The sequence below is a fragment of the Polaromonas sp. P1_F1 genome (assembly GCF_056405795.1).
On the sequence record NZ_JBFUBJ010000003.1, the window covers coordinates 84,036 to 99,597 of the forward strand.

At 63.1% G+C, this 15,562-nt stretch carries 15 protein-coding genes; 5 read left to right on the forward strand and 10 right to left on the reverse strand.

The genetic code is table 11. The annotated features are described in order from the left end of the window. Nucleotides 1-73 precede the first annotated feature (73 nt). Nucleotides 74-1,069, reverse strand: coding sequence for a quinone oxidoreductase family protein (locus AC1DZE_RS09660; RefSeq protein ID WP_477669691.1), 996 nt, complete (start codon nucleotides 1,067-1,069; stop codon nucleotides 74-76). Nucleotides 1,070-1,210: 141 nt separating this feature from the next. Between AC1DZE_RS09660 and AC1DZE_RS09665 the strand changes: the two genes are divergently transcribed. From AC1DZE_RS09665 to AC1DZE_RS09675, 3 genes are all read left to right on the forward strand, one after another. Further along, nucleotides 1,211-2,110: a DMT family transporter gene (locus AC1DZE_RS09665; RefSeq protein ID WP_477700096.1), complete on the forward strand. Its 900-nt coding sequence runs from the start codon at nucleotides 1,211-1,213 to the stop codon at nucleotides 2,108-2,110. A gap of 337 nt (nucleotides 2,111-2,447) precedes the next feature. Next, the gene (locus AC1DZE_RS09670; RefSeq protein ID WP_477669692.1) at nucleotides 2,448-2,684 is read left to right on the forward strand and encodes a hypothetical protein; all 237 of its coding nucleotides are present in this window, start codon (nucleotides 2,448-2,450) and stop codon (nucleotides 2,682-2,684) included. A 13-nt stretch (nucleotides 2,685-2,697) separates the two neighbouring features. Further along, nucleotides 2,698-4,686 carry an AAA family ATPase gene (locus tag AC1DZE_RS09675; protein WP_477699983.1) on the forward strand — a complete coding sequence of 663 codons (1,989 nt, stop codon included), beginning with the start codon at nucleotides 2,698-2,700 and terminating at the stop codon, nucleotides 4,684-4,686. A gap of 95 nt (nucleotides 4,687-4,781) precedes the next feature. Here AC1DZE_RS09675 and AC1DZE_RS09680 read toward each other — a convergent pair whose 3' ends face one another. From AC1DZE_RS09680 to AC1DZE_RS09720, 9 genes are all read right to left on the reverse strand, one after another. Next, a complete protein-coding gene (locus AC1DZE_RS09680; RefSeq protein ID WP_477699984.1) occupies nucleotides 4,782-5,639 on the reverse strand; it encodes an ABC transporter permease in 858 nt (285 codons plus the stop codon). After that, on the reverse strand, nucleotides 5,636-6,523 hold the full coding sequence (locus AC1DZE_RS09685) for an ABC transporter permease (protein ID WP_477673154.1): 888 nt from the start codon (nucleotides 6,521-6,523) through the stop codon (nucleotides 5,636-5,638). The genes AC1DZE_RS09680 and AC1DZE_RS09685 overlap by 4 nt, the downstream gene beginning before the upstream one ends. After that, complete coding sequence (locus AC1DZE_RS09690) at nucleotides 6,523-7,620, reverse strand: ABC transporter ATP-binding protein (protein WP_477700097.1); 1,098 nt, start codon at nucleotides 7,618-7,620, stop codon at nucleotides 6,523-6,525. The genes AC1DZE_RS09685 and AC1DZE_RS09690 overlap by 1 nt, the downstream gene beginning before the upstream one ends. A gap of 134 nt (nucleotides 7,621-7,754) precedes the next feature. Continuing rightward, nucleotides 7,755-8,870, reverse strand: a complete 1,116-nt coding sequence (locus tag AC1DZE_RS09695; protein WP_477700098.1) for an ABC transporter substrate-binding protein — start codon at nucleotides 8,868-8,870, stop codon at nucleotides 7,755-7,757. A 150-nt stretch (nucleotides 8,871-9,020) separates the two neighbouring features. Further along, on the reverse strand, nucleotides 9,021-10,301 hold the full coding sequence (locus AC1DZE_RS09700) for a glucarate dehydratase family protein (protein ID WP_477699985.1): 1,281 nt from the start codon (nucleotides 10,299-10,301) through the stop codon (nucleotides 9,021-9,023). Between the two features lie 11 nt (nucleotides 10,302-10,312). Continuing rightward, a complete protein-coding gene (locus AC1DZE_RS09705) occupies nucleotides 10,313-11,377 on the reverse strand; it encodes a Bug family tripartite tricarboxylate transporter substrate binding protein (protein WP_477669699.1) in 1,065 nt (354 codons plus the stop codon). Nucleotides 11,378-11,543: 166 nt separating this feature from the next. Further along, on the reverse strand, nucleotides 11,544-12,587 hold the full coding sequence (locus AC1DZE_RS09710; protein WP_477669700.1) for a LacI family DNA-binding transcriptional regulator: 1,044 nt from the start codon (nucleotides 12,585-12,587) through the stop codon (nucleotides 11,544-11,546). A 37-nt stretch (nucleotides 12,588-12,624) separates the two neighbouring features. After that, nucleotides 12,625-13,020, reverse strand: coding sequence for a hypothetical protein (locus tag AC1DZE_RS09715; protein WP_477673267.1), 396 nt, complete (start codon nucleotides 13,018-13,020; stop codon nucleotides 12,625-12,627). Continuing rightward, entirely contained in the window at nucleotides 13,017-13,811 is a 795-nt protein-coding gene (locus AC1DZE_RS09720) for an SDR family oxidoreductase (protein WP_477669702.1), read from the reverse strand. Before AC1DZE_RS09720 ends, AC1DZE_RS09715 begins: the two co-directional genes overlap by 4 nt. A gap of 70 nt (nucleotides 13,812-13,881) precedes the next feature. Between AC1DZE_RS09720 and AC1DZE_RS09725 the strand changes: the two genes are divergently transcribed. Then, on the forward strand, nucleotides 13,882-14,451 hold the full coding sequence (locus tag AC1DZE_RS09725) for an SH3 domain-containing protein (RefSeq protein ID WP_477669703.1): 570 nt from the start codon (nucleotides 13,882-13,884) through the stop codon (nucleotides 14,449-14,451). 22 nt (nucleotides 14,452-14,473) lie between these two features. Further along, a complete protein-coding gene (locus AC1DZE_RS09730) occupies nucleotides 14,474-15,535 on the forward strand; it encodes a M48 family metalloprotease (RefSeq protein ID WP_477669704.1) in 1,062 nt (353 codons plus the stop codon). Nucleotides 15,536-15,562: the final 27 nt, after the last annotated feature.

Sequence of the window (15,562 nt, forward strand, 5' to 3'; positions counted from 1 at the left end):
TTGAATACCCTCTCCAGCTTTACACAGGTTTACCGCACAAAGGCCTATGCCCTGGGGCAAATTCGCTCTTCTTTTACAGCGTCAGGATGGTGCAGCCCGTGGTCTTGCGGGCTTCAAGCGCACGGTGCGCCTCGGCAACGTCGGCCAGGGCAAAACGCTGGTCTATAGGAATATGGACTTTGCCGCTGATGACCATGGCAAACAATTCATCCGCCATTTCCTGTGTGGTCTCACGCGTCGCAATGTGGGTAAAGAGCGTCGGCCGTGAAACGTAGAGCGAGCCTTTGGCAGCCAGCAGGCCGATGTCCAGCGGCGGCGTCTTGCCCGAGGCATTGCCAAAGTTGGCCAGCAGGCCAAAGGGGCGCAGGCAATCCAGTGACTTGAGGAAGGTGTCCTTGCCGACCGAGTCGTACACCGCCTTCACGCCCTTGCCACCGGTGATCTCCTTGACGCGGGCCACGAAGTCTTCTTTCGCGTAGTTGACGGCAAAGGCCGCGCCCTGCGACAACGCCAACGCGCATTTCTCGTCAGAGCCGGCGGTGCCTATCAATTGCAGGCCCATGGCCCTGGCCCACTGGCAGGCGATCAGGCCCACGCCACCGGCGGCCGCGTGAAACAACACATGGTCGCCGGGCTGCAGGCCGCCTTGCGGCTGCGTGCGGCGCAGCAGGTACTGCGTGGTCAGCCCCTTGAGCATCATGGCCGCGCCGGTTTCAAACGAGATCGCATCGGGCAGCTTGCACACACACTTGGCCGGCATCACGCGCACTTCACAGTAGCTGCCGGGCGGCTGGCTGGCATAGGCCGCGCGGTCACCCGCTTTCAGGTGGGTCACGCCCTCACCAACAGCCTCGACGATGCCGGAAGCTTCCATCCCCAGTTGAAGCGGCATGGCAAGCGGGTAGACACCGCTGCGTTGGTACACGTCGATGTAGTTCAAGCCAACGGCCTTGTGACGGATGCGTATTTCGCCCGGGCCGGGGTCGCCTACCGTCACGTCTACCAGTGTGAGTTCTTCAGGTCCGCCGTGCTGGTTGATGCGTACGGCTTTGGAGGTGATGGAGGCCATGGATTTCCTTGCAAAGGTTGCAGATGGAGAAAGAAAAAGGGGTGGCCGCCATGGTGCCATGAATCGAAATGGGCCGCAGGCGCCGAGGGTTGAACCCCGTATGGCGAGAGGAAAACAGTCATGCTTGATAAAGTCCCCGTCATGACCCAACGCCTCACGCCCGCCACTGCCACGCTGCTGGTGGTCCCTCCCTTGCTCTGGGCCGGCAACGCCGTCGTCGGCCGCCTCGTCACTGGCCTGGTGCCGCCCATGACGCTCAACTTCCTGCGCTGGGCCCTGGCCTTCGTGATCCTGTTGCCGCTGGCCTGGCGCCTGCTCAAACCGCGCAGCAGCCTGTGGCCTCACTGGAAACGTTTCGCGGTGCTGGGCCTGCTGGGTGTGGGTTGCTACAACGCCTTGCAGTATCTGGCCCTGAAAACCTCCACACCGCTCAACGTGACGTTGGTGGCGTCCAGCGTGCCGATCTGGATGCTGATTGTGGGGGCGCTGTTTTTTGGCCAGGCTGTGTCGAAGCGACAGATCGCCGGTGCCGTGCTGTCGATTGCCGGCGTGCTGGTGGTGCTGTCGCGTGGCCAGTGGGAATTGCTCATGCAGGTGCAACCGGTGCCCGGTGACCTGTACGTGCTGCTTGCCACGCTGGCCTGGGCGTTTTACAGCTGGCTGCTGTCGCAACCCAAAGAGCCGGCGGAAATCCGCCGCGACTGGGCCGCCTTCCTGCTCGCGCAAATCGTGTTCGGACTGGCCTGGTCGGGCGCGTTTGCCGCCGGCGAATGGGCGTTGACCGACGCGCACATCCAATGGGGCTGGCCGCTGGCCGCAGCCCTGCTGTACGTGGCCGTGGGACCCGCGGTGATTGCCTATCGTTGCTGGGGCATGGGCGTGCAGCGTGTCGGGCCGGCGATTGCGGGCTTCTTTTCCAACCTCACGCCGCTGTTCGCTGCGCTGCTGTCGGCGGCCTTTCTCGGTGAGTTGCCGCACCTCTACCACGCGCTGGCTTTTGTGCTGATCGTGGGTGGCATCGTGGTGTCGTCGCGGCGCTGAAGCGCGCAGCAATCAGCGCAGCAGCGGTTTGATTTTCACAACACATTGTGAGAAATCGCTGCATAAAACTTGCCAAGCCCGCGCGGGCTCTTCAGAATCCGTTCCTTGCTTTGAGCCACTGCGCAACGAATAACCTTGTGTAGTAAACACCTTGAAGCCCTCAAGACCATGACTTTGTTCACTCACACCTGACGCACCCTCCACTGCCCCCGGCTGGATGTGGTGTCAACCATACCCAGCCCTGCGGGCAGTCGGTGCCGCGCCTTCACGTGTGAAGCGCGCTCCGCGAACCCCAGGCTGATTTTTCGCCGGGGTTTTGCTTTTTCGGAGCGTGCACATGAGTGCCAAAACTTTTTCCCGTGACTTTGCCGCAGGCAAGGTCAAGCATTTGCGGCGCATGAAGCAGCCGCTGGCTTTGACTTTGCCGCCACCCACACCGCGCAATCCCGTGGTGCGGGCCCTCGTCCAGCGTGCCATCACGTCGGGCGCGGGCAAACATATTCGCAGCGCCGGCGCTCACCGCCGGGCTGAAACCGTGGCTTTGCAAAAAGCCCTCAAAAATTTGACTGACTGACATGAAGAACGATATGACAACCGAGACGGCGGCCGCAGCCCGCGTGCCGCCCGAACTCATGCGCGAACGCAGTGCCCACCTGGCCCTCGTCGCCACCGAGCTGAAGACCGAGCTGTTCGGTATTGACGACATCATCGACCGGGTGATCGAGTCGATCCGCGCCTGGTACGTGCTGCCGCACATCATCCGCCGCCCGGTGATCGTGTGCCTGTGGGGCCTGACCGGCACCGGCAAGACCCAGCTCACGCGCCGCCTGGCGCAAAAGCTGGGTTTCTACGACCGCTTTGTCGAAGTACAGATGGACGGCTTCAGCAACGGCAGCAGCTGGCGCAGCGCCGACTCCATCAGCGGCATGCTGGCGGAGTCCGCCGTTGCCGAGAGCGAGCCTGGCATTCTGGTGCTGGATGAATTCCAGCGCTTTCGCACCATCAACGAAAAGGGCGATGAGGTCGCCGTCAAACGCTACCAGGACGTGTGGCAGCTGCTGTCCGACGGGCGCCTGCCGCCGTCGCTGTCTTTTCTGCAGGAGCTGGAATCGTCTCTGGCTTTCTCGCTGTATGACCACGAACGCGAGGAACAGGCTGATGAAAAGCCTGCCAAGGACGGCGTCCAGGCCAAAAAGCTGAAGTTCGCCCTTTCGCCCTACCAGGCTCAGGAATTCAAGCAAAGCCTCAAGCTCAAGGAACCACTACAGGAGGTGATGACCTGGACACCCCAGCAACTGCAGGAGCGCATGCTGGCGTTCAGGGCATCGACCGACTCGTGGGAAACGGATTACAGCCGCTTGCTCATCATCGTTTCGGGCAACCTCGACGAGATGTATGAGGGAACCGCCAAACGCGTGGAAGACTGCGACACCGATGCCGACATCTTTCATGCACTGACGAAAAAACTGTCGGTCATTGACGTCAAGAAGGCCCTGGGAGAGCGCTTCAAGCCCGAGCAGATCGCCCGGCTGGGGAACAACCATGTGATCTACCCCTCGCTGAGCCAGGCCACGTATGAGCGGCTGATCCGCAGCACCTGTGCCAGATACGTTGGTGAAATGCAGGCGAGTGCAGGACTGTCTTTTGATCTGCATGAATCGGTGTACCAGGGAATTTATGCCAATGCGGTCTTCCCGGCCCAGGGCACGCGCCCGCTGTTCTCGTCGATTCACGCCATCCTGAGTGCGCCGCTGGTGAATGCCGTGCTGTGGGCGTTTGAGCATGATGTGCCGGCGGACACCACGCTGCACGTGAGGCTGGACACCGCCACGCAATCCCTGCACGTCAGTCATGGCGATTGCGGGGGCGGGAACATTGCCTACCCCGTGCCGCTGGACCTCAACCAGCTCAAGCAGCGCGCCAGCCCCGACTTTCGGGCCTTGCTGGCCGTGCACGAAGCAGGCCACGGCCTGGCCTACGGCCGCCTGTTCGGCCATGCGCCGCAGGAAGTCAAGATCAACGTGGCATCCTTCGAGGGCGGCTACAACAGCTATGTACGCATGAAGGCCGAATCACGTCAAAGCTGCCTGGACCGCCTCTGCGTGGGCCTGGCCGGCCGCGCCGCCGAGGCGCTGGTGTTCGGCGACGATGCCTGCACCACGGGCAGCGAGAGCGACTTCAAGAACGCCACCGCCCTGGCCGCACGCTTTGTGCGCCACTTCGGTTTCGGCAACCGGCTGAGCCACACCGACGTGACCCACGACATGGACGACAACCTCAACACCGATGTTGAGCCGACCAACGCCGAGATCGAGGCCCTGCTCGCGCAGGCGTACGCGCGCGCACAGGAGATTCTCAAAACCGATTCGGCCTTGCTACTGAGCATCGTGGACGAACTGCTGGAAAACGGCCAGGTGAGCAAAGAGAAAATGGCCAGCCTCCTGGGGGTCGCCATCGCGAAGGAAGAACAGATGCTTGCGCCGTATGCGGAGCAGCTTCAGGTGTTCGGCCTGCAGCACGCGTTGATGCAGCGTGTCGGCGGCATGGCGCCATCGCTGGAGCCCTCACTGGAATGATCCGCGTGGGCAAAAAAAAGCACGGAGAGCAGCCCAGCTGCTTTCCGTGCCCAATTTCCACCAACGGAAATCTTTGCAGGCCCCGGTTCAGTTCATCAAGCCTTGCCCGGATGCTCCTTGACACGGCTGACCAGCTGCGTGGGGTTCACGAAACGCAGCGCAATCAGCAACCACAGCACCGTGATCGCCATGTAGATCATCGCCATCGCGTCGACCGATTGCCCTGCGCGCACGCCGGCGGCAAAGACCGCGTAGTACAGCGCCACCACCAGCGTCTGGGTGTCGGGGCCGGCCACCAGAAAGGTCAACTCGAACATCGCCACCGTCCGCACCAGCACCAGCAGGCCCGCCGCCAGCACACCGGGCGCCAGCAGCGGCACCAGGGTGTAGAGGAACATCTGCCGCGTGTTGGCGCCAAAGACGCGCGCCGCAGATTCGATGTTGGTGTCTATCTGCTCGACAAAAGGCGTCATCACGAGGATCACAAAAGGCAGAGCCGGAATCATGTTGGCGATGATCACGCCCGGCAAGGTTCCGGCCAGGTGCAGTTGGTACATCACGGTGGCCAGCGGAATGCCATAGGTAATCGGCGGCACCATCAGCGGAAGCAGAAACAGCAGCGTGAGCAACTTTTTGCCGCGAAAGTCCTTGCGTGCCAGTGTGTAGGCGGCGGGCACACCGATCAGCAGCGACAAAAAGACCACCGAGAACACCACCACCACCGTGACCACCAGCACATGGCCCAGCTGGAATTCCTTCCACGCCGATACATACCAGCTGAGGGTGTAGGCCTCGGGCAGCCAGGTTCCCAGCCAGCGTGTGGCCACCGAATTGGTGGCCACCGCGACGATCAGCAGGCCGACGTTGACCAGAAAGAAGGAGATGACACCCCAGATCAACGCACGCCAGGCACGATCGCGTAGCGGGCTGGAGTTGCGCGCCGCGGCACTCATCCCTTGCCTCCGGTAACAGGACCGCGGTAGAACAGACGGCGCAGGCCCAGCGCCGCAGCGACGATCGCCAGTTGAGCCAGGCCCATGATCATGGCGACAGCCGAGGCCAGCGAATAGTCGTACTGCTCAAAGGCAGCTTCGTAGGCCGCAATCGCAATCACCCGCGTGGTACCGGCCGGCGAGCCCAGAAGCACTGCAGATGGGAAGACCGAGAAAGCCTGAACAAAACTCAGGCAGAAGGCCATGACCAGCCCGGGCGTCAGCAGCGGCAGATAAATGTAGCGAAAGCGATTCCAGCCGTCTGCGCCCAGCGTCGCTGCCGCACGCGGCAGCGCCGGATCAATACCGGTGATGTAAGAGAGGATCAGCAGATAGGCAAACGGGAAACCGGTGATGACCAGCGAAATCAGCACGCCCCAATAGTTGTGCGTGAGCCGGATCGAACCTTCGTAAAGATGGAGCCAGCGCAGTGTCTGCGCCAGCCAGCCCTGCGGGCCGAAGTAGGTCAGCATGCCTTCGGCGATCAATACTGTGCCCAGCGTCAGCGGCACCACCAGCAAGGTAGACAACAGGCGCTGGTAAGGGCTTTTGGTCCGCGTGGCATAGGCGATCGCCAGTGCGAACCCGATATTGATCAACGTGGCCGGCAGGGCCAGCTGCAGGGTGTTGCCTATGGTCTGCCACAGGTCGCGCGTCTGGAAGAAATGAATGTAGTTCTGCAGCACCCCGCCCTGCGCCGGCTGAAAGGACAGCAGCAGGCCGTAGGCGAAGGGGTAGACAAAAAACATGATCATCACCGCGGCCGCCGGCGCGACCAGCATCACGGCCGGGTCCAGCGGCGGGCGCGAACGGTTACCCGGCGAGGGCGTGGCAAATGTGGCCATCAGGACTCCTCCGCATAAACCAGAACCCGTTCCGGCGCCGCAACCAGCATCACGGTGTCGCCAGGCGAGACCACGCGCGCGGAACGCACGTAGAGCAAATCGTCGAATGCCGTCCTGACCTGGAGAAGCCATTCACGGCCGCCGTACTCCGCGGTTTCCACTGTCCCTGGGAATGCATGCGCGCCCTCGCCGATCACGATCTCATCGGGCCGCACGGCCACCATCACACCGGCGCCGTCAGTCAATGCCTGCATGGCCGTCCCCGCCAGACGCACGCCGCCTACACCTTCGACCGTGACATGGTCACCGTCTGAACGCAGCACGCGGGCCGGCAGAACATTGCGGTAGCCCATGAAGCGCGCCACATCCAGCGTGGCCGGCCGCGCGAACACCTCTTGCGGCGTGCCGACCTGCTGCACCACACCCAGCTTCATCACCACCACACGGTCAGCCATGGCGAGCGCCTCGTCCTGGTCGTGCGTCACATACACCGTGGAGCAGCCCTGAGCGCGATGGATGCGGCGTATTTCAGAGCGCATTTCAATGCGCAGCTTGGCGTCCAGGTTGGACAGCGGCTCATCCATCAGGATCAGCGGCGGTTCGATGACGATGGCACGCGCGATAGCCACGCGCTGCTGCTGCCCGCCCGAGAGCTGCCCGGGCAGCTTGTCCGCGTGTCCCAGCAGTTGCACGGTGTCCAGCGCCGCCGCCACGCGCCTGTCGATTTCTGCCGCCGGCATGCCGCGCATCTTCAGGCCGAAGCCCACATTGCGGCTGACCGAAAGATGTGGGAACAGCGCGTAGTTCTGGAACACCATGCCAAAGCCGCGCCTCTCCGGTGGCAGCGTATCGATGCGTTGCTGGTCCAGCCAGATACTTCCGTCCGACAGCGGCAGCAGCCCCGCCATGCAATTGAGCGCGGTGGACTTGCCGCAGCCCGAAGGGCCCAGCAGCGCGATGAACTCGCCACGCTCTATGGTAAGCGAGAGTTTCTCGAGCGCGTGGGCGCCGCCGAAGCTGCGGCTCACGCCGTCCAGGCGCAGCTGCCTGAACTCGTTTTTTCCCGCGGGCCGTCCCGCGGTGTTGGGCATCACCATGTCAAAAACCTTCTTCACACCCGCAGCGGGCTTGCTTGTTATTCAAGGGCCGCGTTCAGAGCCGTGCACAAAACCCGGCGAAGCGATCCTGGCTAGGCGGCGCAACAACGCCAGGAGGGTTTTGTGTGCGGCTCTTACTTGCCTTTGCCGGAACCGATTTCCTGATCCCACTTCTTGAAGGCGGCGACCATGGCCTTGTCATCCAGCGGCTGGGTGTGCGGCTGCTTGGCGATCCAGTCGGCGTACTCGGGGCGGCCGTATTCCTTGATGATGTCCTGGCTCTTTTGCGGCGCAGCGGTCAGCGGAACGTTTTTCACGGCCGGGCCGGGGTAAAAGTAGCCGGAGTCATAGGTCAGCGCCTGCTGCTCGGGTTTGAGCAGGTAGGCCATCAGTTCCATCACCGCCGCCTGACGGGCGGCGGGCAAGCCCTTGGGCATCGCCATGTAGTGCGCGTCATTAACCCAGGTGAAGCCGTTGAGTGCCGCCACCTTGAACTGCTTGGGCACCACGCCCAGCGCGCGCGGATTGATATCCCAGCCGGTCACCGTGACGGTCATGTCGCGCGAGCCTTCTCCGAGCTCCTTCATCACGGCGCCAGTGCCTGTGGGGTAGTACTCGATGCAGCTGTTGAGCTCCTTCAGGTAAGCCCAGGTCTTGTCCCAGCCGGCCAGGGGTTCCTTGGGATCCTTGTCGCCGAGCAGGTAGGGCAAGCCCATCAGAAAGGTGCGGCCCGGGCCCGAGTTGGCGGGGCGAGCGTAAATCAGCTTGTTGGGGTTGGCCTTGCACCAGGCCAGCAACTCAGCCGGTGTTTTAGGCGGTGCCTTGACCTTGTCGGGGTTGTACTCGAGCAGCGGACCCGCAGGCATATAGGTCACCATGACGGCCTGGCCGTTGGCCAGGTCCTGCATCTTGCGCGCGCTGGGCAGGTAGTTGTCCATCAAATTGGGGAACTTCGCGGCATGCGCAGGCAGCATGGGCTCCCAGAGATTGAGCGCCATGCCGGCAGCCAGCGCATCGGTGCCGGTCAGTACCAGGTCAATGTCGGTGCGGCCAGCGGCCTGCATGGCCCTGATTTTCCCCGGAAGCTCGGGTGCCGGCGCCTTGGTGAAGGTAATGCGCGACACCAGGTTCGGATTTTTCGCGGCAAAACTTTCCAGCGCCTCCTGCGTCAGCGCCAGGTTGCCCGCCACGTCGACGACGTTGAGCGTCACGGGCTCCGCATGGGCCGCGCCGGCCATGAATGCAGACATGCCCGCGAGCGATGTCAGAAAGCCTGCGGCCCACAGGCCCCGGGCCAGGCGGGACTTCAAATACTTGAACTTGCTCATGATCTTGTCTCCTTCGTTGTTGGTGTGAACTGCAAACAGGAAATGGAAAAATGCGAGGCTCCTGCCGGCCTCTTAAAAACGCGGGCTGATGCCGGAAAACCCCGGCTGGTACTTGCGCATCTGCGCGAGGTCGTTGCGGTTGCGGATGCCGCAGTCCAGGTATTGCCGGTGCAGTTCGGCCAATCTGGCCGGATCGAGTTCCACGCCCAGGCCGGGCGCCGTCGGCACCTTGACGGCGCCTTGGTCGAATTGGATCCGCCCGCCCTTGATGACCTCTTCCTCTTGCCACGGGTAATGCGTGTCGCAGGCATAGGTGAGGTTGGGAATCGCGGCGGCAGCGTGCGTCATGGCCATCAGGCTTATGCCGAGGTGCGAGTTCGAATGCATGGACATGCCCATGCCGAAAACGCTGCACATGCGCGCCAGTGAGGCTGTGGCGCGCAGGCCACCCCAGTAATGATGGTCTGACAGCAGGATACTGACTGCATGCGTGGAGGCATTGCGCTTGAACTCCTCCATCGTGGTGACGCACATGTTGGTCGCCAGCGGCATGCGGCAGTGCCGGGCCAGCTCGGCCATGGCCTCCTGGCCGGGTGCCGGGTCTTCGTAGTATTCCAGCAAATTGTCGAGCTCTTTTGCGGCGGCGATGCTGGTCTCCAGCGTCCAGTTGGCGTTCGGGTCCAGCCGCAAGGGCACACCGGGGAAGGCCTTGGACAACGCCTTCATGGCGGCGATTTCTTCAGCCGGTGGGAACACGCCGCCCTTGAGCTTGATGCTCTTGAAGCCATAAAGGCTCACCATCCGCTGCGCCTGCTTCACAACCTGCTCAGGCGTAACGGCTTCGCCCCAGGCGTCGGGTGCATAAGGTTTGTCAGCGTGCTCTGCGTATTTGTAGAACAGATAGGCGCTGTAAGGCACCTCTGCGCGTACGGCACCGCCCAGCAAGTCGCACACGGGCATGCCCAGGATCTGCCCTTGCAGGTCGAGCATGGCGACTTCCATCGCACTGATGACCTTGTCGGCATTTTTGGCAGTGTGCGAGCCCGGTGCAAGCTCGAACTGCACGCTGCCGTCAGTGGCGTGTCCGGGCTTGATGGCTGCGCGTACGCGCTCTTCCATGACGTTCAGCCCAAACGGAGACAAGCCGAGGACCAGGGCACGGGCCTGCTCCAGCACTTTCACCATGGGCTCGTCACCATAGGTTTCAGAGATGCCAACGCGCCCGTCCGAAGTTTCCATCTCGACAATGCTGCGCAGCGCCCAAGGCTCGTGGATACCGCTGGCGTTGAGCAGCGGCGCATCACGAAACGCGATGGGCGTGATTCGGACTGCGCTGATTTTGATACTTTTCATCCGCCCAACCATCATTCAGCCTTGATGCCGGCGACCTTGATGACCCGCGTCCAGCGGTCCAGCTCCCGTGCCACGAACTGTGTGTATTCCGTACTGCCCTGGGCCGGCACCACAAAACCGTTGGCCTCCATCCGCGCGCGGATGGCGGGGGACTGCATCGCGTTGACAGCGGCAGCTTCTATTTTGTCCACAATGGGCTTGGGCGTGCCTTTGGGGAGCGACAGGCCGGACCACGACAGAGCGGAGAAACCGGGGTAACCCGATTCGTGAATGGTGGGCACGTCCGGGTACAGCGGATTGCGCGCCAGGCTGGTCACAGCCAGGGCCCGGAGCTTGCCCGCCTTGATATGCGGCAACGCCACATCCTGGTTGATGAACATCAAGGGTATCTGTCCGCCGAGAATATCCGTCAGCATGGGGCCGCCGCCCCGGTAGGGAATGCCGACCATGAACAGGGGCTTGCAGTTTTCTTTTTTGACGCCCGAGCAGGTGCCGACGGTTTGCTTGAGCAGCTCCATCGCCATGTGCCCCGAGGCCGCAGGCACATAGCCATAGCTCAGTTTGCCGGGATTGGCTTTCCCGTAAGCAATCAGCTCCTGGAAGGTGTTAAAGGGCGCAGAAGGATGGACCACCAGCACGTTCGGTCCTGAATGGACCTGCGTGACGTGGATGAAATCCTTGACAGAGTCGTAGCCGAGCTTGGGGTTGAGACCGTGCGCAACCGCATTCTGGCCAACACCTGTTTGTATCAGCGTATAGCCATCGGGCGCGGCTTTGGCGCCCTTCTCTGTGCCGATGACCCCGCCCGCGCCGCCGAGGTTCTCCACAATCACGGGCTGCTTCAGGGCTTTTGTCAACTCTTCCGCAATCATGCGTCCCATCACATCGCTGGTGCCGCCTGCCGGGAACGGAACAATCAGCTTGATCGCCCTCGACGGGTAGTCGGTCTGGGCCTGAACTGGAAGGGCCAGCAGGCCCACGGCCGCAGCCGCGCACACGAAAGCGGCCCTCGCAGCCTTGGCGCCAATAGCGGTTTTGAGAAACCCGCGCCGCGCACGCATAGTGTTCTGACTCATGTTTGTCTCCTTTTTATTTGCCGGCGGCAAGGTCGGTGGCCTGCATCGCATTAGCAAAACAAGGGGCTGGGGCCGCCTGACAACAGAAAATTAATTGACTATTGCCTCAACCAATTTGTTAGCGCTAACAAATGAATATTAGGATAAAGGCCCGCCGTGCGTCAAGTCAGGCGCTGGCTCTTTTTACTATGAGAAACCCTAGGTCTCGCACCCGCGCGCCGACGTCGCGGTTTTCAGCGACGTCGAGGATGAATCGGGCCGCCTGACGACCTATGGATGTGCCGTCGATACGCACCGTGCTCAGGGAGGGATGGGTAAAAGCAGCAAACGGGAGATCACCAAAACCCATGACCGCCACATCACCCGGAATAGACAGACCCAATGCCTGGGCCTCGGTGATGACGCCGTGGGCAATGACGTCGGAACCACAAAAAACCACATCAATATCAGGATGACGCGCGCGCAGGTCGGCGAAACCGGCCCTGCCGTTGGCCAGCGATGAAGGCGCAGGCACGGTACAGACCGGGATGCCGTGCACGCCCAGCTCGGCCAGCCGCGCCTCGAATCCGGTGCGGCGGCGCATGGCGCGCTGGTCTTCCGCGATGACCACACCGGGCCGGCGAAAGCCCTGGTCGTACAGGTAGTCTGCTACCGCCGCGCCGACTTTCTCGTGGGAGAAACCCACAATCATGTCTATGGGCGTGGGCGTGATGTCCCAGGTCTCGACGATGGGAATACCCGAGGCCAGCAGGCGGCGCCGCCCTTCCGGCGAATGCATGATGCCGGTCAGCACGATGCCGTCGGGCCGTCGGCCCACGATGGCATCGATCAACGCGTCTTCGCGCGCGCCGCCGTAGCCGCTTTGCCCAAGGATCAGCTGGCAGCCGGCCTCGGCCAGTGCGTCGGTCAGCGCCTGTATGGTTTCCAGGAACACCGGGCCGGCGATGGTGGGCACCAGGGCCGCCACCAGGCGGCTGCGATTGGACGCCAGGCCGCCGGCGATGAGGTTAGGCACATAGCCGCTGCGCGAAATCGCACTGCGCACGCGCTCCAGGGTTTCGGGGGACACGGCCGCCGGTGTGTTGAGCGCGCGCGACACCGTGATGGCCGAAACACCGGCCAGGCTGGCCACGTCGCTGAGGGTGATGCCGCCGGTTCCGGGGCGCGGGGCGCGCTTGGCTTTTCGCAGCGTCTCTGTGGGTGACTTCATGCCCGAATGTTAACGCTAACTTGAGTGCCTTCGGCACTCAATCCTGGTCCAGGCCGAAGTGCCGCCTGAACGCATCGCAAAACTCCGCCGTCCCGCTGAACGACAGGGTCAGCGTGTGCCGCGGCTTGCCGGGCGTGCCGGCTTCCACCTTCAGGCGATGCGCTGCCTCGTCATAGCGCAAGGCCTCGGGTGCCGTCATCTCCTGCATGCCATGGAAGTCGTAGTCCCAATCGAAACCATCCTCGAGCGGGCCGCGCCGCCCGGGGAATTCCGCATGCGCCCACGCCAGCACCTGGACGACCTCGGCGTGCGCGGCCTGCACCTGCTCGGGCCAGGTTGACGCTACAGCCTCCAGCGTGCCCGTGCCGTCACCGTCTTCCGCGTAATCGAAGTGGAGGTAGTCCAGGCTCAAGGGCGGGCGCTTAATGCTCAATAGGTGCCCGGATAGGCCCCGCCGTCGGCCAGCACGTTCTGCCCTGTCATGTAGGCGGCATGCATGCTGCACAGGAAAGCGCAGATGGCGCCGAACTCTTCGGGCGTGCCGAAGCGCTGGGCCGGGATGTTCTTGCGGCGCGCGTCCATGATGGCCTCAAGAGGTTGACCGGTTTTTTGCGCCGCGCCGCTCATGGTGCCGCGCAGGCGGTCGGTGTCGAAGGCGCCCGGCAACAGGTTGTTGATGGTGACGCCCTGCGCCGCGAGTTTGGTGCGTGCCACGCCGGCCACGAAGCCGGTCAGCCCGCTGCGCGCGCCGTTGGACAGGCCCAGGATGTCGATGGGCGACTTGACCGAACTGGAAGTGATGTTGACGATGCGCCCGAAGCCGCGTGCCGCCATGCCGTCGACCGTGGCCTTGATCAGTTCAATGGGGGTCAGCATGTTGGCATCCACCGCCTTGAGCCAGGCATCACGGTCCCAGTCGCGGAAGTCGCCGGGCGGGGGACCGCCGGCATTGGTCACCACGATGTCGAAGTCCTTGCGCAGCGCAAAAACCGAGGCGCGGCCTTCGGGCGTGGTGATGTCGGCGGCAACATACTGAACGCTGGTGCCCGCGGGTTTGGCCTTGTCCGCCTTCAGTTTTTCAGCCGCGGCCTTCAGCGTTTCTTCGCCGCGGGCCACGATCTGCACATGCACGCCTTCGCGCACCAGCGCCTCGGCGCAACCCAGACCCAAACCCTTGCTAGCGCCGCAGACCAGCGCCCATTTGCCTGCAATACCCAAATCCATAATAATTCCTCATTACAACCACGGGGGAGAGCGGCTCATGATACTGAGTAAATACAAAATGCAGGCGGGAATGGTTATCGCTCCCCTGCTCACATCCATGCTGGTTTTCAGTGCGGCGGCACAGGCCCAGCCGCAAGGCGAGGCCGTACTGATCAAGCGCGCAGCCCAACTGCGCGAAGGTCCGGGCGAATCGGCCCGCAGCCTGGCCCCGCTGCCGGTTCAAACCTCGGTGACCCGGCTGGGCGAGCGCAACGGCGCGTGGATCAAGGTCCGCACTGCCGACGGCACCAGCGGCTGGGTGCACATGTTTGACATCACGGCCCCCAGCTCGCAGGCCGGTGCCGGCACCGGTGCACTGCGCAGCCTCTCGAGCTTTTTCAACAAGGGCAGCGCACAGGCGCCGGGCGGCGCAGTTGCCACATCCACCGTCGGCATTCGCGGCCTGGGTGCGGAAGACCTGGCCAATGCCGTTCCCAACCTGGCGGCCGTGGCGCAAGCCGACGCCAACCGTGCGAACGCTGCGCAAGCCAGGCAGTTCGCGGGCGGTGCCTCGCTGAACGTCCGGCAGGTCGATCCCCTGCCCACACCCACACCGCCGGCTGCCACACCCAGCACCAGAACCGAACAATACGGCGGCTAAAAACAAGACAAGAGGCAGCGCAATGAATCTTCACACCCTCCAAACACTGGCAACGCCCGCACGCCATGCGGTTTTTGCATTGGCCCTGCTGGCCGGCCTGCTCCCTCTGGGCGCTCATGCCCAGGATGCGGGCAAGGCGCTGGGCGGCCTGTTCCAGTCACTGATACGCCCGAACCAGCCGGCGCAGCCCGCCCCCGCGCAACCCAACTCAGCGGCCGGTCTGGCCGGCGCGTTGCTGGGCGCCAGCCTTACACCGGGCGGACAGCAGGCGGCCCAAGGTGGTGACCTGTTCCAGCTGTTGTCACAGTCGCTGGATCAGATTGACGAACCACGTGAAATCCAGATCGGCCAGCAACTGGCCGCCGTGCTACTGGGCAGCAAACCGCTCTACCCTGACGTGGCCGCGCAGCGCTATATCAACCAGCTGGGCCGCTGGATCAGCCTGCAGTCATCGCGGCCCGACCTGCCCTGGACCTTCGCCATCCTCGACGACCCCGGCTTCAACGCATTTGCCACGCCAGGCGGTTATGTCTTCGTCACCAAGGGCCTGATGGACCGCGTGGCGGACGAAAGCGAACTGGCCGGCATCCTGGCCCATGAAATCACCCATGTCACAGCCAAGCACCACCTGATCGCCATGAACAAGGCGGCACGCGCCGGCCTTCTGACGCAGGTGATCAGCTCTCAGCTGAAGAACGACCTGGGCGGCCTGGTGTCGTCGCAGTTGCTGGCGCTGGGCAAGAACATGTACACCAAGGGGCTGGACCAGCAGGACGAGTTTGACGCCGACCGTACCGGCGTGGCTCTCGCCGCGCGCGCAGGGTTCGATCCCTACGGTCTGGTGGCGGTGCTGCAGCAACTGCGCAGCGCAGCGCCTGACGATGCGCTATTCGCCCTGTCGCTCAGCACCCATCCACCGGCACAGGTTCGCCTGAACCAGCTTGAGCAGGCCATGGGTAACCGGCTCGATGCTTACGCGGGCCAGCCGTCCGTCACGGTAGCGCAGCGAATGAGCGCTTCGAACCGCCGGCCTACCGCGCAGGCACCCGCACCCACGCGCACTACCGGCAAGAAAACGAACTAGGACGTAACGGGCCTACGACGGCGGCAC

Excerpts from the sequence above, each read along its gene's own strand:
- AC1DZE_RS09660 (WP_477669691.1), bottom strand. The coding sequence starts at position 1,069 with ATGGCCTCCATCACCTCCAAAGCCGTACGCATCAACCAGCACGGCGGA.
- AC1DZE_RS09665 (WP_477700096.1), top strand. The coding sequence starts at position 1,211 with ATGACCCAACGCCTCACGCCCGCCACTGCCACGCTGCTGGTGGTCCCT.
- AC1DZE_RS09670 (WP_477669692.1), top strand. The coding sequence starts at position 2,448 with ATGAGTGCCAAAACTTTTTCCCGTGACTTTGCCGCAGGCAAGGTCAAG.
- AC1DZE_RS09675 (WP_477699983.1), top strand. The coding sequence starts at position 2,698 with ATGACAACCGAGACGGCGGCCGCAGCCCGCGTGCCGCCCGAACTCATG.
- AC1DZE_RS09680 (WP_477699984.1), bottom strand. The coding sequence starts at position 5,639 with ATGAGTGCCGCGGCGCGCAACTCCAGCCCGCTACGCGATCGTGCCTGG.
- AC1DZE_RS09685 (WP_477673154.1), bottom strand. The coding sequence starts at position 6,523 with ATGGCCACATTTGCCACGCCCTCGCCGGGTAACCGTTCGCGCCCGCCG.
- AC1DZE_RS09690 (WP_477700097.1), bottom strand. The coding sequence starts at position 7,620 with ATGGTGATGCCCAACACCGCGGGACGGCCCGCGGGAAAAAACGAGTTC.
- AC1DZE_RS09695 (WP_477700098.1), bottom strand. The coding sequence starts at position 8,870 with ATGTCTGCATTCATGGCCGGCGCGGCCCATGCGGAGCCCGTGACGCTC.
- AC1DZE_RS09700 (WP_477699985.1), bottom strand. The coding sequence starts at position 10,301 with ATGAAAAGTATCAAAATCAGCGCAGTCCGAATCACGCCCATCGCGTTT.
- AC1DZE_RS09705 (WP_477669699.1), bottom strand. The coding sequence starts at position 11,377 with ATGAGTCAGAACACTATGCGTGCGCGGCGCGGGTTTCTCAAAACCGCT.
- AC1DZE_RS09710 (WP_477669700.1), bottom strand. The coding sequence starts at position 12,587 with ATGAAGTCACCCACAGAGACGCTGCGAAAAGCCAAGCGCGCCCCGCGC.
- AC1DZE_RS09720 (WP_477669702.1), bottom strand. The coding sequence starts at position 13,811 with ATGGATTTGGGTATTGCAGGCAAATGGGCGCTGGTCTGCGGCGCTAGC.
- AC1DZE_RS09725 (WP_477669703.1), top strand. The coding sequence starts at position 13,882 with ATGGTTATCGCTCCCCTGCTCACATCCATGCTGGTTTTCAGTGCGGCG.
- AC1DZE_RS09730 (WP_477669704.1), top strand. The coding sequence starts at position 14,474 with ATGAATCTTCACACCCTCCAAACACTGGCAACGCCCGCACGCCATGCG.